Source organism: Listeria sp. SHR_NRA_18 (assembly GCF_003856515.1).
GTDB classification, from domain to species: Bacteria; Bacillota; Bacilli; order Lactobacillales; family Listeriaceae; genus Listeria_A; species Listeria_A newyorkensis.
The window spans coordinates 167,005-188,421 of the sequence record NZ_QPKR01000003.1 but is presented as its reverse complement, the minus strand read 5'-3'; the positions used below and the strand labels follow the sequence as shown (position 1 = coordinate 188,421).

Annotated in this window: 20 protein-coding genes and 1 pseudogene; 12 read left to right on the top strand and 9 right to left on the bottom strand. The window is 46.3% G+C overall.

Going from position 1 to position 21,417, the window contains the following annotated elements; genetic code table 11:
- Positions 1 to 56 precede the first annotated feature (56 nt).
- Entirely contained in the window at positions 57 to 3,560 is a 3,504-nt protein-coding gene (locus DUK53_RS06490) for a pectate lyase-like adhesive domain-containing protein (RefSeq protein WP_036132559.1), read from the top strand.
- 43 nt (positions 3,561 to 3,603) lie between these two features.
- Here DUK53_RS06490 and DUK53_RS06485 read toward each other — a convergent pair whose 3' ends face one another.
- Genes DUK53_RS06485 through DUK53_RS06475 form a run of 3 tightly spaced genes read right to left on the bottom strand, consistent with a single transcriptional unit; the run spans position 3,604 to position 7,119 of the window.
- Positions 3,604 to 4,653 (bottom strand): sensor histidine kinase, encoded by a 1,050-nt coding sequence (locus DUK53_RS06485; RefSeq protein ID WP_036132566.1) that lies wholly within the window; start codon positions 4,651 to 4,653, stop codon positions 3,604 to 3,606.
- Positions 4,654 to 5,325, bottom strand: coding sequence for a response regulator transcription factor (locus DUK53_RS06480; protein ID WP_036093090.1), 672 nt, complete (start codon positions 5,323 to 5,325; stop codon positions 4,654 to 4,656).
- A gap of 57 nt (positions 5,326 to 5,382) precedes the next feature.
- On the bottom strand, positions 5,383 to 7,119 hold the full coding sequence (locus tag DUK53_RS06475) for an ABC transporter ATP-binding protein (protein WP_036132571.1): 1,737 nt from the start codon (positions 7,117 to 7,119) through the stop codon (positions 5,383 to 5,385).
- A 334-nt stretch (positions 7,120 to 7,453) separates the two neighbouring features.
- On the opposite strand from DUK53_RS06475, the gene DUK53_RS06470 reads away from it, so the two are divergent.
- Together DUK53_RS06470 and fsa are read left to right on the top strand one after the other, a co-directional pair.
- On the top strand, positions 7,454 to 8,128 hold the full coding sequence (locus DUK53_RS06470; RefSeq protein WP_036093093.1) for a Crp/Fnr family transcriptional regulator: 675 nt from the start codon (positions 7,454 to 7,456) through the stop codon (positions 8,126 to 8,128).
- Between the two features lie 133 nt (positions 8,129 to 8,261).
- The gene (fsa, locus tag DUK53_RS06465) at positions 8,262 to 8,906 is read left to right on the top strand and encodes a fructose-6-phosphate aldolase (protein WP_036093095.1); all 645 of its coding nucleotides are present in this window, start codon (positions 8,262 to 8,264) and stop codon (positions 8,904 to 8,906) included.
- Positions 8,907 to 8,930: 24 nt separating this feature from the next.
- Here the strand turns inward: fsa and DUK53_RS06460 are convergent, their stop codons facing one another.
- Positions 8,931 to 9,833 carry an alpha/beta hydrolase fold domain-containing protein gene (locus DUK53_RS06460; RefSeq protein WP_036093096.1) on the bottom strand — a complete coding sequence of 301 codons (903 nt, stop codon included), beginning with the start codon at positions 9,831 to 9,833 and terminating at the stop codon, positions 8,931 to 8,933.
- A gap of 79 nt (positions 9,834 to 9,912) precedes the next feature.
- Here DUK53_RS06460 and DUK53_RS06455 point away from each other — a divergent pair, with 79 nt between their 5' ends.
- The 3 genes from DUK53_RS06455 (at position 9,913) to DUK53_RS06445 (ending at position 12,477) form a co-directional block, all read left to right on the top strand.
- Complete coding sequence (locus DUK53_RS06455) at positions 9,913 to 10,185, top strand: helix-hairpin-helix domain-containing protein (protein WP_036093098.1); 273 nt, start codon at positions 9,913 to 9,915, stop codon at positions 10,183 to 10,185.
- Positions 10,185 to 10,880: an NAD-dependent protein deacylase gene (locus DUK53_RS06450; protein WP_036093100.1), complete on the top strand. Its 696-nt coding sequence runs from the start codon at positions 10,185 to 10,187 to the stop codon at positions 10,878 to 10,880. The genes DUK53_RS06455 and DUK53_RS06450 overlap by 1 nt, the downstream gene beginning before the upstream one ends.
- A gap of 280 nt (positions 10,881 to 11,160) precedes the next feature.
- On the top strand, positions 11,161 to 12,477 hold the full coding sequence (locus tag DUK53_RS06445) for a hemolysin family protein (protein ID WP_036132577.1): 1,317 nt from the start codon (positions 11,161 to 11,163) through the stop codon (positions 12,475 to 12,477).
- A gap of 49 nt (positions 12,478 to 12,526) precedes the next feature.
- Here the strand turns inward: DUK53_RS06445 and DUK53_RS18005 are convergent.
- Positions 12,527 to 12,694: pseudogene (locus DUK53_RS18005) on the bottom strand (hypothetical protein); the annotation flags it as partial.
- Between the two features lie 82 nt (positions 12,695 to 12,776).
- On the opposite strand from DUK53_RS18005, the gene DUK53_RS06435 reads away from it, so the two are divergent.
- The 5 genes from DUK53_RS06435 to DUK53_RS06415 all read left to right on the top strand — a co-directional run bounded on the left by DUK53_RS06435 (position 12,777) and on the right by DUK53_RS06415 (position 17,135).
- Entirely contained in the window at positions 12,777 to 13,187 is a 411-nt protein-coding gene (locus DUK53_RS06435) for an isochorismatase family protein (protein WP_052164980.1), read from the top strand.
- Positions 13,188 to 13,532: 345 nt separating this feature from the next.
- A complete protein-coding gene (locus DUK53_RS06430) occupies positions 13,533 to 14,486 on the top strand; it encodes a LacI family DNA-binding transcriptional regulator (protein ID WP_036132579.1) in 954 nt (317 codons plus the stop codon).
- A gap of 63 nt (positions 14,487 to 14,549) precedes the next feature.
- Complete coding sequence (locus tag DUK53_RS06425; RefSeq protein ID WP_036132581.1) at positions 14,550 to 14,918, top strand: hypothetical protein; 369 nt, start codon at positions 14,550 to 14,552, stop codon at positions 14,916 to 14,918.
- 29 nt (positions 14,919 to 14,947) lie between these two features.
- A complete protein-coding gene (locus tag DUK53_RS06420) occupies positions 14,948 to 15,553 on the top strand; it encodes an HAD family hydrolase (RefSeq protein WP_036132583.1) in 606 nt (201 codons plus the stop codon).
- Positions 15,554 to 15,662: 109 nt separating this feature from the next.
- On the top strand, positions 15,663 to 17,135 hold the full coding sequence (locus tag DUK53_RS06415; RefSeq protein ID WP_036132586.1) for a right-handed parallel beta-helix repeat-containing protein: 1,473 nt from the start codon (positions 15,663 to 15,665) through the stop codon (positions 17,133 to 17,135).
- 42 nt (positions 17,136 to 17,177) lie between these two features.
- Here DUK53_RS06415 and DUK53_RS06410 read toward each other — a convergent pair whose 3' ends face one another.
- Both DUK53_RS06410 and DUK53_RS06405 read right to left on the bottom strand, forming a co-directional pair.
- A complete protein-coding gene (locus DUK53_RS06410) occupies positions 17,178 to 17,993 on the bottom strand; it encodes an aldo/keto reductase (protein ID WP_036132588.1) in 816 nt (271 codons plus the stop codon).
- Between the two features lie 2 nt (positions 17,994 to 17,995).
- The gene (locus tag DUK53_RS06405; protein ID WP_036132589.1) at positions 17,996 to 19,177 is read right to left on the bottom strand and encodes an MFS transporter; all 1,182 of its coding nucleotides are present in this window, start codon (positions 19,175 to 19,177) and stop codon (positions 17,996 to 17,998) included.
- Positions 19,178 to 19,308: 131 nt separating this feature from the next.
- Between DUK53_RS06405 and DUK53_RS06400 the strand changes: the two genes are divergently transcribed.
- Positions 19,309 to 19,668, top strand: coding sequence for a winged helix-turn-helix transcriptional regulator (locus tag DUK53_RS06400; RefSeq protein ID WP_036093113.1), 360 nt, complete (start codon positions 19,309 to 19,311; stop codon positions 19,666 to 19,668).
- 53 nt (positions 19,669 to 19,721) lie between these two features.
- On the opposite strand, the gene DUK53_RS06395 is transcribed toward DUK53_RS06400, so the two are convergent.
- Together DUK53_RS06395 and DUK53_RS06390 are read right to left on the bottom strand one after the other, a co-directional pair.
- Complete coding sequence (locus tag DUK53_RS06395; protein WP_036093141.1) at positions 19,722 to 20,834, bottom strand: ABC transporter ATP-binding protein; 1,113 nt, start codon at positions 20,832 to 20,834, stop codon at positions 19,722 to 19,724.
- A 118-nt stretch (positions 20,835 to 20,952) separates the two neighbouring features.
- Positions 20,953 to 21,357: a putative immunity protein gene (locus DUK53_RS06390; protein ID WP_036132590.1), complete on the bottom strand. Its 405-nt coding sequence runs from the start codon at positions 21,355 to 21,357 to the stop codon at positions 20,953 to 20,955.
- Between the last annotated feature and the right edge of the window lie 60 nt (positions 21,358 to 21,417).

The window sequence follows — 21,417 nt, the reverse complement described above, 5'->3', positions numbered from 1 at the left end:
AAGTGTAGCTAGATTAATGGACGTGGACGTGTGCCTTTACGAGAGGAGTTTTTTATATGATGAAAAAAAGAATGAAGATGCCAATTGTTATTCTTCTGATTTTTACGATTACGATGATTGGACCGATAAATAGTGCGGGTCTTGGTAATTGGTTTTCGACTGAAGTTTCGGCTGGAACTGGTTTGTCGCTTGTTGTGGATAAGCCAAAGCAGACGGAGAATCGCCAGTTTAGTTTGACTGTAAAAGACGATACGGCGCTGAGTTATTCGGATGATCCGCCGAGTGATGAGGAGACGGTGAATGCGGTTTCTATCGCGATTCCGGTTGGGATGATTTTGGATTTGGCGGCGACGCAGGAGCATAATGCTGCGAAAAATGCGGGTACGCTTGATTTTGATGAGGAGTCTGGGATTGCTCGGGTGACTTGGAATAGTGAAGCGACGGAGCATGTGTATGATTTACTTTTGACGGCTGAAAAGGCGCAGAGTTATGCGCTTCAGGCTGTGAGATATGATGCGAGTGGAAATGAAGTGAAGTCGGATGTGGTGACGATTGCCGCCGAGCCGGAACAAGTGGAAGAAGTCACGCCGAAAGTAGAGGAAGAGAAGACGGTGGCACCGCCGAGCCCGCAAGTGATGCCAAGAGTTGCGGACGAACTGGTTACTTTTGCGGATGTTATAGATCCAAGCGTTGCCAATGTGAGTACGTTGACGGAGTTTCATAATGCGATGATGAATAAGGATATCGCGACAATTAATGTTTTAGCGGATATTAATTATGCGGCGTTTTCTGCGGCGGATGCGAGCCCGACGAATACGGGTGCTTATTATCAAAGGATGCCGGAACGTCCGTTTACGATAAATGGGAATGGGCATACGATTGATTTTAGAAACCAGTCTTATGCGCCTTACGATACGTATTCTTTGCCAAAAGTGGTGACGTTTAATGATTTGAATACGTATGGGAAAAATTATTATGGTTTTTATACTGATAATTCGGCTGGTGGAACGAATGCTACGAATACGATTGTTTATAATAACGTGAATTACCGTGGTTCTCAAGCGATTCATGCCCCAGCGACAACGACTAAAATTTCTGGAAAATCATCTTTTGCGCAGACGAATAGTTATGTGAGCCCTTTTGATGGTGTGAGTTATACGACGCTTGCGAATCAGACGACGTTTGCGGTTGGTGATATGAATATAATGCAAGGCGCGGATGTGAAGGTGACGAATGAATCTAGTGGCGCGATGTATATTTATACAGGTGGAACGGTAGATATTGCGGAGAACTCGGTTTTGGATATTTATACGTCCGGAACGAATTCTACGGTCGCGGATGGTGCGGTTTCAGGAATCACTAGTTATGGAAATATTAACGTACGTGATGGCGCGACGCTGAAGATGGATAATGCGGTTCCATCCTCGGGGACTGCGGTTGGCGGGATTTGGATGAACGCTGGTACGTTTAGTGTTTCTAATAACGCAAAAGTGGATATTAAGGCTCGTGGCGCGATGTATTATGGTAGCCCGTTTTATATTAATGGTGCGGGAACTTTGAATGTTAGCGATAATGCGGAGTTTAAGCTCGAAGCGACGGATACTGGGACTTCTACGCAGGATGTTTTTAGTACGGGAACTGGTACGATTTTGATTGGCAAGGATGGCGTGTTTGATGTCAGCTCGGATGGGACTGGGGCTAAGAACTTGGTTTATCTGCGTGGGACTTCAAAATTCCAATTTGCGAACGCGAAACGTGTTGATCTTAGGTTTAATAATGTGAATTCGGCTGCTGGTGCTCGTTTGTTGCGGATGTCGGGGAACTTGGATGTGGATGTTCAGTCGATTCAGGCTTGGAATACGAAGGCTTGGACGGATGGCATGGATGATAATTCTAGTTTTCTTTGGAATCCGATGTTTCAGGTTAAGGTGACGTATAGTGCGGCGAACGTAACGACTGCAACGGGTCAATCGGTAAATGCGGCGACGAAAAATAGTTTTACGACGAACTTTAGAACGCAGAATTTCAAGCGTGTCCTTTTTGAAGGGATTCCGGATGTGGATGTGACGATTGGGAATTTGAGTGATAATGTGGAGCGTGAAAACAGTCGGGTGATTACTGGGAAGGCGAATCCGGGTGCTTCGGTGCAACTTTCTGGTGACCCTGCGATTCCTGTTGGGACGCTGGATTCACCGAATGAGGAAGATAAGACGACGAAGTTTCATTTGATTGCGGATAATGACGGGAATTATCGTTATGAGTTGCCTGCGGGGACGTTTTTGACGGCTGGTAATACGGTGCAGATTTATGCTTTCTTGAACGGGAAGGATGCTTCGGCGCAAACGGTTGTTCAAGATGGTACGGCTCCTGAGGTACCAGTTTTGGCCGCGATTAAAGATGTGGATGCGGTGATTAGTGGGCAAGCGGAGGTTGGAACGACGGTTACGATTTACGACGCGGAGGATGATAGTGCGTTTGTGAGTGGTGTGACGAACGGGACGGGGAATTTTGCGATAACGGTTCCTGCTGAGAAACGCCCGATGACGCCGAACACAGTGTATTACGCGGTGGCGAAGGATGCGACTGGGAATACGAGTATCATGTCTAATCAGATGACTGTTGTGGATACAACGGCTCCGACGGCGGACGTTATTAGGCAGTTTGTAACGCTTGGTGATAAGTTCACGACGAATCCGAAGAATCTTGTGGAAAATGTGACGGATAACGCTGGAAACGGCGATGATAATATTAGTTATGCGATTACAGAAGTGCCCGATGTTTCTAAAATTGGCTACACGACGGCGACGGTGACGTTGACGGATAATGCTGGGAATGCTGCGGATTTTGTGATTCCGGTTTTTGTGCAAAATGATAGCTCGATTAAAGATGAGAATTCTTTCTTGCATGCGAACGATTTCATAGTAGCGACGGCGGACGTGCCAGGACCACCGGCTGCTTTGAAGGACATGGTTTTAGAAATGGCGAATGTGCAGGCGTACTTTATTCCAACGGGTGAGAGCGTGATGGCTTTTGTTCAGGTAACTGGATATGAGGCGATTACGTCGACACCTGGAAAATATCAAGTGAAAGTGACGTTGGGCGAGTTAGAGCGTGAGATTACGGTGACGGTTCTGGCTGGAACGTTACAATTTAAATCAGCGACACCGGAAATTTCATTTGGAACGGCGGCTATTAGCTCACGTGAGCAGTTTTTGAAGCCACAAGATGATGTGAAGTTGACGGTTGAAGATACGCGTTCGGAAGGGACTAATTGGAAACTGACGGCGCAACTGGATTCTCCGCTCGCAACGGCGGATGGTGAGGAATTGATCAATAGCTTGTTTGTTCGAAATCAGCAAGACGGGAATGTGATTATGACCCCGCTAAATGGCGTGGCGAATGAGTTTTTCTCAAATACGTCAGGTTCAGATGGTGTGACGGAGATTGATTTAAATACGGCGGATGCTTCTGAGTTAGTCTTGAATGTTCGTCCAGGAACGGCGCGTGCGAATAAGGAATATAGCACAACGATTCATTGGACATTAGAGGATACGCCTTGATATAGATAAGAAAAAACATCAGAATGCGCACATTCTGATGTTTTTATTTGGGTAGTTGAATCGTTATCTTAGTTCCATTTCCTTCACTACCATCCACGGAAATCGTCATTTCATGCAGGTCGGCAATTCGTTTTACAATTGAGAGTCCGAGTCCACTGCCGCCGATTTTGGCTTGGCGAGAGAGGTCGGCTTTGTAAAATCGTTCAAAGATGCGTAATTGGTCTTCTTGGGAAATGCCGATGCCGCTGTCTTGGATGGTGATTTCGGTTTGGTCGTCTTTATTTTTGGCGAGTGTGACTTGGATTGTGCCTTTTTCTGGTGTGAATTTGATTGCGTTATGAAAAAGGTTTTGCCAAACTTGGTAGAGTAGGGATTCGTCGCCGTAGATTTTGGTTGGTGTGAGGTCTACGATGACGTCTAGTTGCTTGTTTTGCCACTGGGGTTCGGCGGTTAGAATCATGTCGCGGATTTGATAGTCTAGCCGGAACTCGGTGGGGTTTAGTTTGTAATCGTTTTTTTCTAGGGCGGTTAATTTGAGTAGGTTCTCGCTGATTTTGGAGAGTCTGCTTGTTTCTGCTTGGATGATTTCTAGGTAATGGGTGCGTTTTTCGGTGCTTAGGTTGTTGTCTTGGAGCAGTTTGGTGAAGCCGGAAATCGATGTGAGTGGTGATTGGATTTCGTGGGAAACGTTGGCGATGAAGTCTTGCCGCAGTGTTTCCATTTCGCCGAGTTGTTCTGCCATTTTTTCGACTTGAAAAACGGTGTCGCGGATATTCCCGTCGTCCATGCGTTGCAAAGGAATTAATAGCTCGCTGACTTGAAAATTACCGCGTCCAATTTCTTCTAGGACGGAGCGGAAAATTTTGAAATAGGTTCTTTCGTGTCGGAAAAAGAAGCGGCTGAGGATGAATCCGATACAAACCATGATAATGATGCCGCCAGCCGCGATGACTGCTTGTTCCCAGATGGTTGGCCAAGAGAAATGGATGGTTGTTTTTAGCCAAGTGAAAACGGTGTAGGAGGCAAGGTTGGATAGGACGAAAAAAATGCCGACCAGGATGCTACTGCCAATTCTTTTGAGTGTTTTTATCATTTAGGCTTCCTCCAAGCGATAGCCGAGTCCGCGAATGGTGCGGATTGAAAAACCGGAGATGTCGGTTGGGAATTTTTCACGAAGGCGTTTGATGTGGACGTCCACTGTGCGTTCGTCGCCTTCGTAATCGTAGCCCCAGATTTCTTCGATGAGTTGCTCGCGAGAAAATGTTTTATCGGGATAGCCGGCGAGTCGGAATAGGAGTTGAAATTCCTTGAGTGGTAGCGTGATGGCGCGGTTTTGAAGCATGACGAGCATCTCTTTTTCGTTGAGGGAGATGTTGCCTATGCGGATTTCTTGGGTTGCTAGGATTTGATAGCGCTTCAGAAGGACGCGGATTCTTGCTACGAGTTCTTCTGGGGCGAATGGTTTGACGACGTAATCATCGGCGCCGAGGCTGAACCCTTTGATTTTCTGCTCGATTTCGCCACGTGCGGTTAAGAAAATGACGGGAATTTCTTGAAAATTTTTGATTGCGCTGCATAGTTCCCAGCCGTCCATGTTCGGCATCATAATATCGATAATCGCTAAATCGACCGTCGTTTTTTCAAGGACGGCGAGCGCGTCAACGCCATCTTCTGCATTGAAAACGGTGAAGCCTTCTTTTTCTAGAAAAATGGTGACGAGTTCGCGAATGTTGCTATCGTCATCTACCATCAAAATGCGGTTCATTGTTTCCACCTCCGAATTGTAGCGATATTTCCCGGGAAATATCGCTACTTTTTTCAATTAAGTCAATTGTTGTTCTGCGAATGTTGCGTATAGTGGGTGACTGGCAACGAGTTCGCTATGTGTTCCGCGGCCTGTGATTTCGCCGTGTTCGATAAATAGGATTTGATTCGCGTTCACAATCGTGGATAGGCGATGGGCAATCACGAATGTTGTCCGACCTTCCATCAAGTTCGCCAAGGCTTGTTGGACAATGCGTTCAGATTGGCTGTCAAGGCTAGCTGTTGCTTCGTCTAGCATCAAGATTTTTGGATCGCGAAGGAACGCTCGTGCAATCGCGATGCGTTGACGCTGACCACCGGAAAGTTTCACCCCACGTTCGCCGACTTCGGTATCTAGTTGATTTGGCAGTTTTGCAATGAAGGTGTCGGCGTAGGCTAGTTTTGTAACGGCCCACAGGTCATCGTCGCTGAATTCTTTATCTAAACCATAACATAAATTGTCGCGAATTGTGCCGGATAGCATCGCGCTTTCTTGGGAAACATAGCCGATTTGACTGCGCCATGAATGAATCGAAATCTCGTTCAAAGGTTGCCCGCCAATCAGGATTTCACCGGAATTCGTCTTGTAGTAGCGCTCAAGAATGGCGAATAGGGTCGATTTACCGCCACCACTTGGCCCTGCGAACGCAATAACTTCGCCAGGTCTTGTCTCAAATGAGATATCTTGCAAAATTGGCTCCTCTTCATTATAGGAGAAAAAGAGATTATTTGCAGTAATTTTCTTGCCGCTAACATCGACTTTGGCGCCGTCATAAATGTTTTCTTCTTCATGTTCCAAAATTTCGGAGAAGCGTTCTGTGGCACCTTTTGATTTTTGGAGTTGGGTGAAGAAGGTGACGAAAGATGTGACGGGAACGATAATTTGGAATAGGTAAAGTAGGAACGCAATCAGTGTACCGGTGGAAAGTGTGCCGGCTGAGACGCGGATACCGCCGTAGCCGATGATTCCGACGATGACACCCATCACGACGAAGAGCATCAAGGGGCCGATAACGGCTGTTACTTTTGCTTCACGGACGCCGAATCTTAGTAGGCGCGTGATGCCGGATGTGCCGTCATTGATTTCTTTTGCCTCTGCGTTAGACGACTTAACAAGGCGTACTTCGGATAATGTTTGGCTGATAGAACCCGTGAAGTCGGCGGTTTCTTTTTGCATGCCTCGGGATATTTTGAACATTTTTTGACCGAGTGGTGCGATGATGACTGCTGTGATTGGAACGGCGACGATGAGTAGCAATGTCATTTTCCAGTCCATAACGAATAGGATGGTGATGGCGCCGATAACGGAGATGACGCCGGTTACGAACTGCGGCAGGCTGTCGGCGATGAGCTCTTTGATGACCACGGTATCGTTAATCATTCGGCTGACCATTTCACCAGACTTGGTATTATCAAAATACGATACTGGCAAATTGAGCGTTTTTTTCCATAGTTTTTCACGCATCGACGCGACCATTTTTTGGCCCATTAAGTTGAGTAGAAAAATCGCAAAACCGTTTGTCACGGCTTGGAGGATAAAGACGGCGACGATGGTTACGATCATTTGCCAGCTCAGTGAGGATGGCGAAAAACCGTCGATCAGATTTTTGGTGAACAGCGGGATTAGGAGTCCTGCCGCGGTTGTGACTAAACTTGCTAAAAAGCCGCCGATGATGACTGCTTTTGACGGTCTAGTGGAAATGAGTAGTTGGAAAAATTGTTTCCAGCTATAGGATGACTTGGCTTTCTTTTTCATGTTTTTTCCATTCCTTTCGATGTTACGATATCTTTGTGAGGTTTCCCTCCTGCCACTCTAATATAAAGCATGATTGTGAATGGAATATGAACAACGGTTAATGTGATAAAAACTACATTTATTGTGCGGTTTCATAATTGTTAAAAAACTGAACTAAAATTCCTGTTTTGGGATTTTATCGTGTATATAATTTACGATTTAGGCTTTAAAATCGTATTTTTAATGACCAATGTGTCTAAAATATAAACTTTTCGACGGTAATATAGTAGTCATTTTTAGTTATCATATGTTATAATTCAGAGATACATCGATTGGAAAGTGAGAAGGAGAGCCTATGCTATTTCTAAAAGAAGGAAAATCAAGTATTACTGTAACGAAATTAATAGAGTACTGTTTTGAGCATCCGGATTATAATAAGTATTGTTCTGTAAGCCGTACGAAAAAAGGCGATATTTTACGGAATAAGCAAGACAAAGAATTCAAAATATACTTTATTTTGAGTGGTATCTATGGCGTGGTGATACAAGATGAGAAGCCAAAGGGCGGTATTACGCGTTTCATAGGGAAGCACGATTGTTTTGGACTGCACCATATTTATTATGATACTTGGAAGCCGAGCCAAAAGTTGCTAAGCTTAGGACATGGCGAAATTATGGAAGTGGATAGTACATTCTTGTTTTCAATTTTGGATGAACACGAACAGGAAGGCACGTTTTTCATGGCGCAGTGTTTGGCGGAAGAGCTACAGGAATACCAATTTTTCTGCAAGCTGACTTTTTTGAAGAAGGAAGAGCGGATTAGGAAGGTACTTCTGAAAACGGGGCTTGAGCTGGGCACGGAGACTGACGACGGGATTATTTTGCCGAGACAACTCACGCAAGAAATTTTGGGAAGATATACGAATACGTCGCGTGAATATGTGGCGCATACGGTGATGAGTCTGATTGAGGCGGGAATTCTCCGCAATCGGCCGAAGCCATTACTTATTGTAGATAAGGATAGATTATAGAACAATGCTAGGCATGACGCGAATGTTGTGCCTATTTTTTGTGGAAAAGGCAGTTCATGAGACATTTAGTGGCAAAAGGTATACAATGAGGTGGAAGTTATGAAAGCGTTTAACGCGTATGAGGAGGATGAACATGAAATTTTTTATTGATACTGCAAATGTAGAGGAGATCCGGAAGGCGAACCGAATGGGATTCATTGCTGGGGTGACAACGAACCCGTCATTGATAGCGAAGGAAGGTCGGGATTTTAACCAGGTCATCGAGGAAATTACGTCGATTGTGGACGGGCCAATCAGTGGTGAAGTCGTGAGTTTGGAAGCAGAAAAAATGATTGAAGAAGGTCGCGTGATTGCGAAAATCCATCCGAATATGGTCGTTAAGATTCCGATGACGGGTGAGGGTTTGGCTGCGGTCGCGGTGTTAAATAAGGAAGGTATCAAGACGAACGTGACGCTAGTTTTCTCGGCAGCGCAGGCTTTACTTGCGGCACGAGCGGGTGCTACATATGTTTCGCCGTTTTTAGGACGCTTGGATGATATCGGTTCGGATGGCTTGATTTTGATTCGCGACATTGCGGAAATTTTTGAAGTGCATGATATTGATACGGAGATTATTTCGGCGAGTGTGCGTCATCCGATTCACGTGATTGAGTGCGCGCGTGCGGGTGCGGATATTGCGACGATACCGTTTAAAGTGTATGAGCAAATGTTGAAGCATCCGCTGACTGATTCGGGTATTGAGAAATTCTTGGCGGATTGGGAAGCGACGCAGAAATAATAAGGAAACGAAGAACAAGCCATTCTAAATTTGTGGCTTGTTCTTTGTTTTGAGCTGAGAAATAATTTTGCGACGGGCATCTTCACCTTCTGGAATAGGATAGATCGGGAAGATATGTGGATAATCTGGGTACTCGTAGTAAGTGGTGTTTTCCTTGTGCTTCTCGGCGAAAAGGCGTGTGTCGGGATTCGTTAAATCACCTGTACTGCTAAAAATAACGCGGGGTGCTGTGTGGGTGAAATCACCGAAAAATGGGCTGATAATGGGACTTTGCAAAGTGTGCGTACCGCGATACCATTCTCCGATTTCTTTTAGCGCGGGAGTGCCGACGATGTAGTCTTTTGCTTCAATTGCAGCGATGTCAGGATTTGAGAATGTGAGATCGACGACTGGTGAGATGGCAATGATTTGTTTTGGTTGCGGTAAACCTAGTGTTTTCAGGTATATGCTAAAGGCCAGCGCCAAGTTGCCACCTGCTGAGTCGCCCATGATGGTGATTGCTTCGGGTTGTTGCTGTTGAGTGCTATTTTTATAGATGGTCGTGAGGTATTGCATGACGGTATCGACATTGTGATTGGGTGCTAGTGGGTAAAGTGGGACGATGACTTTGCTGTTCGTTTCGTCGACTAATAATTGGATGAAGTCCCAGTGTAAAGAGCTGATGGGAAGCACGAAGCCTCCGCCTGCAAGATAAATAATGAGATTTTTCGCATCGGATTTTGGGGAGACTTCATAGAGATCGAACCCTTCTATTTGATGGGAAGTTACCGCGCAAGATTCGCGTAATTTTTTGGATGGAAGGGCTATTTTGCTTTGTTTTTTTGCGATTGTGGTTTTTAGTGCAGAGCCTTTTAAGTACCAGAGTTTGTTTATTTTGCCTACTTTTGCGATGGTTTGGATCATTTTTAGTTGGATGCTGGTTTTCATTGGGTGACGCTCCTTTAAATGTTTGGTAGTTAGTATAGCATGCGTGGTAGAATAGAGGCAAGGAACGGAGGCGGTCGTGATGAAAGATGAGTTATTGCAAATACCTGGAATCGGGAAGCGTTTGAGTGAGGCGCTGCATAATATTGGTGTTTCTAAAATGGCGGATTTGAAAGGGAAGAATCCACTGCATTTGTATGAGTTGATGTGTGAATTTGAGGGCGCGCGAGTTGATCCTTGTGTGCTGTACACGTTTCGCTGTGCGGTGTATTTTGTGGAGACGGAAGAACCTGATCCGGCGCTTTTGAAGTGGTGGAATTGGAAGGATCGCGTGTATCCTGGGGAGGTGGAGTGATGATGACGCTTGCGGAAAGTCTGGCGAGTAGTGAACGGATTGTGTTTTTGACGGGAGCGGGTGTTTCGGTGCCCTCAGGAATCCCAGATTATCGCTCGAAAAATGGACTTTATACGGGACGGGAAAATCCGGAGTATCTGCTGAGCGCGACGTGTTTGCGAAACGAGCCGGATAAGTTTTATGCGTTTGTGCGGGATAGTATGTACTATCCGGACGCGGAGCCGAATGCAATTCACGAAAAAATGGCGGAGATCGAGCGGCGCGCGGGGAAAAAGGTGACGGTCGTGACGCAAAACATTGACGGTCTGCATGAAAAAGCGGGGTCGCGCAACGTGGTAGAATTTCACGGCAGTCTATATCGCTGTCACTGCCAGAAATGCGGCATGACGGTACGTTCAGAGCAATATTTAGAATCAGATAAACACGAAAACTGCGGCGGCATCATTCGCCCAGAAGTCGTACTATACGAAGAAAATTTACCAGAAGAAGCAATAAATGGCGCGTTAGCAGCAATCACGAAAGCAGATTTGATAGTCATCGTAGGAACCTCTTTCAAAGTCAGTCCATTCTGCAACCTAACCGACTATCGCAAAAGCGGAAGCACCGTATTCGCAGTGAACCAAGAGCTGCTACGACTGCCCTTCCAATACACAATGATCCAAGACGACGCTGTCAGTATTTTTAAAGAATTATGATTTCTTGCAGAACCGTAGCGAAACATGGTAGAATTTTATAAGTATGGACAAACTCCGAATGAAGTTGAGGTTCTTATTTTTATCTTTTTGGGTAAGATGAAGACTACGCTTTAAACAAATTGAGCGAAAGCGTTTGTAATCGAACAGTTTGGTGGAAGCCGGAAGCGGAGTGTACTTGTGTACATGAGAACCGGAAGTCCGCCAAACTGTTCGATTGCGAACGCTTGCCGCCGATTTACTCGGAGTATGCTCTACACTACGAAAAGGAGTGGATGGTTGGATGAACCCTGACCCCGAGAGTCAGCAGATTATTGTACAATTAATTCTTATTTTGGTGTTGACGTTATTGAATGCGTTTTTTGCTTCGGCGGAAATGGCTTTGGTATCGCTCAATAAAAACCGTGTCAGATCACAGGCGGAGCAAGGGGATAAGAAGGCCCAGTTGCTTGTGAAAATGATAGATGATCCGAGTCGATTTATCGCGACGATACAGGTTGGTATCACGCTTGCTGGATTCTTCTCTAGTGCGGCGGCGGCAACGAGTATTGCCTCTGTTCTGGGGACGCGATTTGGTGGAACTGCTTTTGCGAATGAGATGGCTGTAGTCGTTGTGACGATTATTTTATCTTATATTACGCTTGTTTTTGGTGAGCTTTATCCGAAACGGTTGGCTTTGCAAAAAGCGGAAGCGATATCTCGTTTTTCAGTACGACCAATTATGATTATCAGTACGGTTTTAGCGCCTTTCGTTAAATTTTTGTCGTTCTCGACGAATATGCTTGTGAAAATAACGCGCATGGATAAGAATGAGAATACGGAAAAAATGACGCGTGAGGAAATGCAGCTTATTATTGAGACTGGTCGGCGTGATGGTGCGATTGAAAAGGCGGAACTGGACATGCTTCGTGGTGTTTTTGAAATGGACACGATTTATGCGAAGGAAGTGATGGTGCCGCGGACGGATAGCTTTATGATTGATGCGAATGAGGATTCGGGTGTGTTGGTGGATAAACTTTTGGAGCGTAATTATTCGCGTATTCCGGTTTATTTGAATGACATGGACTCGGTGTATGGTATTCTGCATATGAAGGATGTATTTTTGGCGGCGAGGAAGTATGGTTTTGATAATATCGACGTGAAACAGTTAGTAAAAGAGGCTTTCTTTGTGCCGGAGACGATTTTTGTGGATGATTTGTTGAAAGCAATGCAAAAATCACATAATCAAATGGCAATCTTGATGGATGAGTATGGCGGCGTTGCGGGTATCGTGACGGTGGAGGATTTATTGGAGGAAATTGTTGGTGAGATTGATGATGAGTTTGATGCGTTGTCTGACGAGGTGAAGCAGTTGGATGAGCATACATTTATTGTTGAGGGACGTATGCCGATTGACGATTTCAATGAATTGTTTCACGTGGAACTTCCTGATAAGGGGATTGATACGATTGCGGGCTTTGTGTTGACGCAGCTGAAGACGATTCCAGATGATGGTGAAGAGGTCGTTTTGGAATATGAGAATTTAACTTTTATTGTGACGGAGATTAAGGATTCACGTGTTGTCACAATGCGGGTGGAGATAGAACGAGAAGAAGAGTAATCATAAAAATGCGTTTCCAAGGTAGTTTTGGAGACGCATTTTTGTGGTTTTAGAGGATCGTTTTTAATACTTGATCGATTTTGTAGCGCCCAAATGGGAGTAGTTTTTGTAGAAATGTGTCTAGTTCTTTGTTGTCGAAATTGGATTTTATCATGTAGCATGTGTCGCCGGTTGTTTTGTTGGATTCGATGATTTGAGGGTGGCTTTTTACGAGGTTTTCGAATTCTCTTTCGTCGGGTTATGTTAATGGGATGCTTTTTTCGTTACACTTAGTATATCAAATAAAAGAGGTGTTTCAAGTGAAAAAAGGGCTGATTGTGATAGATGTGCAAGATGACTATTTTGAGGGCGGCGCAATGCCTTTGTTTGAGCCGAATGAGGCGTTGAAAAATGCAATTCGTGTGCAGCGGGATTTCAGAGAGAAGCAGTTGCCGATTTTTTATGTGCAACATGCAGGAACGCCGGAAGCTGGGTTTTTAGTGGAAGGTACGGAAGGCGCGGAAATTCATGCGGGGTTGTTGCCAATTGCGGATGAGAACGAGTTTATTGTGCGTAAAACGACGCCTAATAGCTTTTTTGAGACGGATTTGGCCGAAAAGTTGGCAGAAGCGGGCGTTGAGCAGGTAGTGATTGTTGGGATGATGATGCGTGTGCAGGACCCGATGTTGTATTTGATGGGAAGAAAACGAGTGCGGAAAATTTGCAGGTAGCATTTATGGCAGCGCTTGGATTCTTTGCAGATGTGCAGAGAAGAATCTTTTAATATTTTCATTGTTAGCGTAGTATTTTTTATTTTGCTCGTATCTTTTAAGAAATGTTGTCATAAGATCTATTCGGTTGGAATGAATGTCTTTGGTGCAGTAGGCATGATGTAAGATGAAAATAGCGAGGATATCATGGATGCGTTCTACTGCTAAGCATTTTGTGGATTAGTTCGTCATAGCTTAAAAATGGTTTTGAGGCGAAATACGGTTTTTTCGCTGTACATTTTTGAGACTTGAGATGCTGGGGCTTTATGGGTATGATAGGGGTAGGTGAAAACGGAGGTGCGTGGCTTGTCGAATATTAAGGATATTGCAAAATTGGCGGGGGTTTCGGTGACGACGGTTTCGCGGGTTTTGAATGAGCATCCGTATGTGGCGGAGGAAAAACGTAAGCGTGTGCAAGAGGTGATGGCGGAGCTGGATTATAGTCCGAATCGGAATGCGGTGGATCTTAGTCGGGGGCGGACGAATACGATTGGTTTTGTGCTGCCGTATAATGATCATCCGTGGTTTGATAAGGTGATGAATGGTGTTTTGGAGGCGGCTTTTGCGAAGTGTTATTCGGTTGTGATTTGTCCGACTGGGTATGATCGGGCAGAGGAGGAGCGGTATTTGCGGATGCTGAAAACGAAGCGGATTGATGGGTTGATTATTGCGTCGCGGGCGAATGATTGGAAAACGATTGCGCCGTATGCGAATTATGGGCCGATTGTGGCTTGTGAGTATATTAATGATCCGCTGATTTCGTGTGCTTATGTGGATCAGTTTCAGGCGTACACGGACGGGTTTCAGGCTTTGAAGGATGCTGGGCATGGGCGTGTTGGCTTTACGGCCGGACGCGCGGAGCAGTGGAGCAATAGTACGAAGTTGAAAATAATGGCGTATGAGGCTGTATTCGGGGAGCTGGACGCGGGGCTTATTTTGCAGGATTGTTATGATGTGGCGGACGGGAAGCGGGCGGCGGAGTCGTTTTTGACTTTGGCGGAACCTCCGACGGCGATGTATGCGAATGGAGATGAGGTCGCGGCTGGGATGCATTATTATGTGACGCATCGGGGCTTGGATGTGCCGCGGGACATTGCGATTTTGGGTGAGGAGAATTTGGCGATTGCGGATGTGCTGGATATTTCGACGGTGGATAAGAATTTGCGGGAGATTGGGAAGTGCGCTGTGGAGCTATTTTTGAGTGGAAAAGTGGAGAAAAAACTGGTGCAACATAAAATTATTATGCGAAATTCGATATAGGGGCTTGACCTGAAACGCATTTCATCGTTTATCTTTAGTGTAGAGATTAAGGAGGCGATTGGGATGCGTGTGGAAGGTATGTGTAAAGTGACGGCGAATTTTGGGATGGAGTTTCAGTACGGGGAGTTTTATTTGGAGCGGGATTATCTTGTTTTTGATCGGAATTATAGCTTGGGCTTGAAAAAGCGGCAGACGTTTCCGATTGCGAAGTTGACGGATATTGTGGTTATTCCGGAGGATGGACGGCTTTTCGTGACGTTTTCTTGTGGGGATATGTGTTTTGAGTTGGGTGAGGCTGTGGATGGTGATTTGGCTGATTTTGCGCGGGAGTTACGGACGGCGCGATATGGTGTGAAACCGGAAGTGCAGCGTTTTAAATATGAGAAGAGACGGCAATATACGACGCATCACCAGCATCATTTTGTGGAGTGAGTGGTGCGCGCGAGAGGAGCGGTATTTTGGTGTATAAAACGGTGATTTTTGATGTGGATGGGACGCTTTTGGATACGGAACGCGTGGTTTTACAGGCGTTACGCGTGGCGCTCGGGAATGTTGGTTTGCATTATGAGCAGGATGATTTGCGGTTTGCGCTTGGGATTACGGGCGAGAAGGCGTTGGCGCAACTGGATGTGAAGGATCGGGATGCGGTGATGGCGGACTGGTTTGCGATGGAGGCTAAGCTGAATGAGGAGATCGAGGTTTTCGACGGAATCGTGGAGGTTTTGGCGAAGCTGGACGGAATCGGTGTGGTGACTTCGAAAAATGCGGGCGAGATGGAGACGGGATTTTATCCGTTTGATTTGGCGCAGTATTTTGACGCGATTGTTTGTGCGAGTGACACGGAGAATCATAAACCGCATCCTGATCCGCTTTTACGGTGTATGGCGTTGCTTGGTGTGGATCCGGCGACGACGCTTTATGTTGGGGACGCTACATATGATATGGCGTGCGCTCACGCGGCTGGTGCTGATTTCGGGCTGGCTTTGTGGGGTGCGAAGAGGACGGATGGTTTTGCGGACGCGAATGTTGTGTTGGAGAAGCCGAGTGATATTTTGAAATATATTTGATTGAATGGCGTGAATTGGCAGTGGAAGCTGTGCTTTTCGCGCTTTTTTGTTTGGATTGGGAAAAATGATGGTAAAGGGGGAAAAGCTGTTTTGAATGGAGGAGAATAGGATGATGCAGGCCAAGGTTGTCGTTGGGGCATTGCTAGTATTTCTCACCATGATGTTTTCTTCGGGCGCGAATGCTTCGGTGGAGTTGTCGCCAGAGATGAATAGTAAAATGATGGATACTGCGTTACAAAAAGCGAAGAGTAGTAAGGTGGCATCGGAGAAAGTGGTAACATTGCCGAAAGGGGAGATGATGCTTGCGCGGACGGTGGTTGTTCCGGCGGGCGTGACGCTCCGTGGGGCTAGTGTGAGCGCGATGCCAGCTTTGAAGATATGGAAAAATGAGTCGATTCCGGTTGTGAGGATGGGAAGCGACACGAAGCTTGAAAATGTTGTTTTGGATGGGCAGAAGGGTAAGGTTGTGAATCAGCGACATAATGGGATTGAGATTGTTGGTGCGAGCGCGAGTCAGCGTGTGCGGAATGTGCAGATTGTGAATAGCCGGATTCGGAATTTTGGTGGGAATGGGATTTATATGAAGTATACGGATCGTGTGCGGATTGCTGGGACGACGCCGGCGCAGATGGTGGTTTCGGCGATTGGGTATGCGGGGATTATTGGCTATTCGGCGAACAATACGACGGTTCAAAAAGTGACGGTGCGGGATATTGGCGTGATGGGGGAACGATTGGCGTACAATATTGCGTTGACGGAGATTTATAATAGTAAATTGGTGGCGAGTGTGCAGGCGAAGGTGAATCCGCGTAGTGATGGTGCTGTGATTACGGATTCGTATATTTTGAATAATGCGGTTTGGGAAGGGATTGACACGCATCATGGACGGAATTTGGTGATTCAGAATAATACGATTGTGAATGTGAGAAACGCGATTGCGGTGGTTTCGATAACGCTGGCTGGTGATGTGGGAACGGTTAGCCCGCCTCAAAATGTGATGATTCGTAATAACCGGATTAATAAGCAGGCGGATTATGCGAAGCTGAAATTGGTGAAATCGGAGAAATTTAAGACGGTTCGGGGGATCGTTGTTTCGGGTGCGAAATTGAAGAAGAATCGGGATGCGGTTTATGCAACAGGTATACAGGTTTTGAATAATCAGGTCGAGAATGTGCAGGCGGTCAGTATTTATGGTGGCGGAATCGTGATGCAATCGACTTTTGGCGCGGTTGTTTTGGGGAATCGGGTGCAGCTGGAGAGTAGCGGTCGGACGAATTATAATGGGATTTCGCTGACTGTGAATAATAAACGGACGGCGATTATCGAGAATTACATTGGGAAAATTGTTGCGATGCCGACTGAGGTTATTGCTTTTCGTGGTGCGCATAATAATGGGGAGTGGAATAATGCGAAGTGGAGCAAGGTGTCGGGATATGGGATGATTTTGTCGAAAAATTATCGGGATGTTGCGTTGTTTACGGATGGGAAGTTGAATACGAGGAAGGCAAAATTGGTGACGAGGATTGCGGATCCGAATAGTATGGTTGTGAGGAATACGAATAAATATACATTCAAGAAGTAGAAAAAAGCGATGGTTTTTCTGTGAACCATCGCTTTTTCGCGTTTAGAAATCAATGTTATCTGGGTCTGGACCGACTCGGAGGTTTTGATTGAGCGCATCGATTTTTGTTAGTTCTTTGGGGGTTAATTCGAAGTCAAAGATGTCCATATTTTCTGCGATGCGGTGGGCTTTTGTTGATTTTGGGATGACGATGATGTCGTTTTGTAAGTCCCAACGCAGGATGACTTGGGCGGCGGATTTGCCGTGATTGGTTGCGATTTCTTGGAGTGTCGGGTTGCCGAACAGGCCGCCTTGCATGAGTGGGGACCAGGCTTCGACGCGGATGTTGTTTTCAGTGCAATACGTGATGAGCTCTTTTTGTGTGAGTCTTGGATGGAGTTCGATTTGGTTCACGACGGGCATGATGGTGGCGTGTTTTTTGAGCGTTTCTAGGTGGTGAATCTGGAAGTTGCTGACGCCGATTGCGCGGATGCGGCCGTCTTTGTGGAGCTTTTCGAGGGCGCGCCATGCGTCGATGTATTTGCCTTCGACTGGCCAGTGAATGAGATAGAGGTCGAGATAGTCGAGCTCCATTTTGCGCAGGGTTTCGTCGAATGCGGCGAGCGTTTCTTGGTAGCCGAGATCGGCGTTCCAGACTTTGGATGTGATGAAAAGGTCGCCGCGTGGGACGCCGGATTCGCGGATTCCTTGCGCTGTGCTGGCTTCGTTTCCGTAGATGGCTGCGGTGTCGATGCTGCGGTAGCCGAGTCGGATGGCTTCTTTGATGGCGGACACGAGTTCTGCGCCTTCTTCTACTTTAAATACGCCGAGTCCAAGGACGGGCATGTCGATTCCATTTGCTAATTTGACTGTTTTCATTTTTAAAATTCCTCCTGTTTTGTTTCTAATTTTTTACTCCATGCGGTTAGGGCGACGGCTACGAGGACCATGATCATGCCGATCCAGGTCGTGTCGATGATGCGCATGTGGGTGATGACGAGGCCGCCAAGATAGGAGCCTAGCGCGATTCCTGCGTTGAATGCTGCGATGTTAAGGGCGGACGCGATGTCGACGCCTTTTGGGACGAATTTCTCGGCTAGAATCACGACGTAGACTTGTAAGCCGGGAACGTTCATGAAGGCAAACACGCCCATGAGCAGGATCGTTGCGAGTCCGAAAACTTTGGATGGGGCGGTGAAGTAGAGCAATCCGAGCACGATGGCTTGCGCGATGAACATGTAAAATAGGGCTTGGATTGGCCGTTTGTTCGCGACTTTTCCGCCGATCATGTTGCCGAGCGCGATGGCGATTCCGTAGATGAAAAGGAGAATCGCGATGGTGCTCGTTGGGAAACCGGTGACTTGTTCGAGTAGCGGTGTTAGATAGGTGAATACGACGAAGGTTCCGCCGTAGCCTAGTGCTGTGATGGCGAACACGAGTAGTAGCGGGCCATTTGTGAGTACTTTGACTTGGTCGCCGAGCGTCATTTTGGTGCCGGGACGCAGGTTTTTCGGAATCAGGATGAGGTTCGCGATAAGGGCGATGATGCCGATTGCTGCGATGCCGAAGAACGCGACGCGCCAGCCGAATTGTTGCCCGACGAGTGTGCCGATTGGGACGCCGGTTACGGTTGCGATGGTGAGTCCGGTGAACATGATGGAAATGGCGCTTGCCCGCTTGTTTGGTGGGACAAGGTCAGCCGCGATGGTAGACCCGATGGACATGAAGACGCCGTGCGCGAAGGCGGATATGACGCGGGCGATGAGTAGTAGTGCGATGGTGTTGGAGAATGCCGCGGCCAAGTTGCCGAGTATGAATACGATCATGATGGCGAGCAGTAACGTTTTGCGATTCATGCGTGATGTGAGTGCGGTCAGGATTGGTGCGCCGAACATGACGCCAACTGCATAAAGCGAGACGGTCAGACCTGCTGTGCTCACTGGTATTGCTAAGTCTTCGGCGATGAGCGGCAACAACCCGACGCTGATAAATTCGGTCGTTCCAATCGCAAAAGCACTAACTGCTAAAGCTAATAAGGCAAAAATATTTCGATTCCCTTTCAAAGTTAAACCCTCCTAAGTTCTGCTTGCTTTTTTGATGACAAGTGTTATTATGATACTTAGTAGACATTAAAACAAGTACGTACTTTTTTGTACTGTAGGCACTTTTTAGTACCTATGGAAAGGAGCCAAATATGAAAAAGAAATATAATATCTCCGTCGAGGCTACACTTGAAGTCATTGGCGGCAAGTGGAAATGTGTGATTCTATGCCATTTAACGCACGGAAAAAAACGGACGAGCGAGCTAAAACGCCTTATTCCATCCATCACGCAAAAAATGCTCACGCAGCAATTGCGAGAGTTAGAGCAAGATGGGATTATCAATCGGATTGTGTATAATCAAGTGCCGCCGAAAGTGGAGTATGAATTGAGCGAATACGGGCAATCACTGGAGAGTATTTTAAGTGCGCTGTGCAATTGGGGTGACGGCCATATTGAGCGTGTATACGGGGATCGGTCGGAATTTTTGGAAGAGAGTATTTTGAATCAATGAACATGAAAAAATCCCGCGGAGAATTTATTCCACGGGATTTTCTGTGTTAATTATTAGTCACGACCATCTTCCACAATCGAAAGTTCATTATCTACATCGAAGAAATGCGATTTAGACATTTCAAACGCGTACTTGATTTTCTCAAACGGTTCGTGGTTTGAGCGTGAATCAACGCGCGCCACAAATTCGTGTGTTCCAACTTTAGAATGAAGCATAAATTCCGCACCAGTCAACTCGGCAACAATAATTTCTGCGTCAAAAGTTGAGCCTGGGCTAGCTTCGATTACAAGTGGCTCATCATGAATATCTTCCGGACGAATACCGAATACGACAGGCTTGCCCTCATATCCTTTATCTTGCAATACTTTCAATTTACCTTCAGGGACTTCAATCGTGAAATCATCACCGACAAATTGTGTACCGCTTAGTTTACCTTTAAAGAAGTTCATCGCTGGGCTTCCAATGAAACCGGCTACGAACATGTTTACTGGATGATCGTATACTTCTTTTGGTGAACCGACTTGTTGGATAACGCCGTCTTTCATAATAACGATACGCGTCGCCATTGTCATCGCTTCGGTTTGGTCATGGGTTACGTAAATCATCGTTGTGTTTAATTGTAAATGCAGTTTCGTGATTTCGGCACGCATTTGTACACGTAGTTTCGCATCGAGATTCGACAAAGGTTCATCCATTAGGAAGACTTTCGCGTCACGAACGATGGCACGGCCTAGTGCTACACGTTGACGTTGCCCACCGGACAAAGCGCTGGGTTTACGTTTTAAGTACTCAGTTAATCCTAAGATATTGGCAGCGTGCTCTACGCGTTTCTTGATTTCGTCTTTTGGCATTTTGCGGAGTTTTAGACCGAATGCCATGTTATCGTATACAGTCATATGTGGATATAGTGCGTAGTTTTGGAAAACCATCGCGATATCGCGGTCTTTCGGCGCGACATTGTTCATCACTTTGCCATCAATGCTTAGTTCGCCTTTCGAGATTTCTTCCAACCCTGCGATCATGCGAAGTGTCGTTGATTTACCGCAACCAGATGGCCCAACGAAGACGATGAATTCTTTGTCCGCGATCTCCAAGTTGAAATCCTCAACCGCTGTTACTTTGTTATCATATATTTTATAAATGTGCTCGAGTGATAGTTGTGCCATGTTTATTTACTCCCCCATCAAATTGTTTTAGCTTTGAGTTCATTGTATATGAAAACGCTTTATAGAGATATGTCAGGTTGCACAAAGAATGAAAAAATTTGTTGGGCAGGTTGCATAATTAATCTACGAGGAGACGTTTCAGTTCTTCGTATTGCCAAAATGGTTCTGTCGGGATTGCTTTTGCGGCGTAATTGGCAGCGTGGATGGCATGTGTCGGGACGTGGGCGGTAGCAGCTGCATGACCTGTGGCTCGGGCGATGTGGCAGGAAATTCTATCAGCTATGACGTCACGGGCTGCGGCATGGGCTGCAAATGCGGCGTCGCGCGCGTGACCAACCGTTATTTCGCCGCGAATCCAAGCGCGACTAGCTTCTATCGCAAGTCGTGGACGCTTCTCATTTGGATGTCGGTCCTCGAAATATGGCAGGACATGCTCGGCGCAGTTGGCGGCCCAAGTAGCTAATGTACGATGATCAGCTGTTTTTGCTAGGTTCGTGATTTGTTGCTTCCAATTCGTTTCCATTTATACGACTCCTCTTTTGAATAGGACGTGTTTCGTTGCTTCTTATAGTAGTTTATAGGA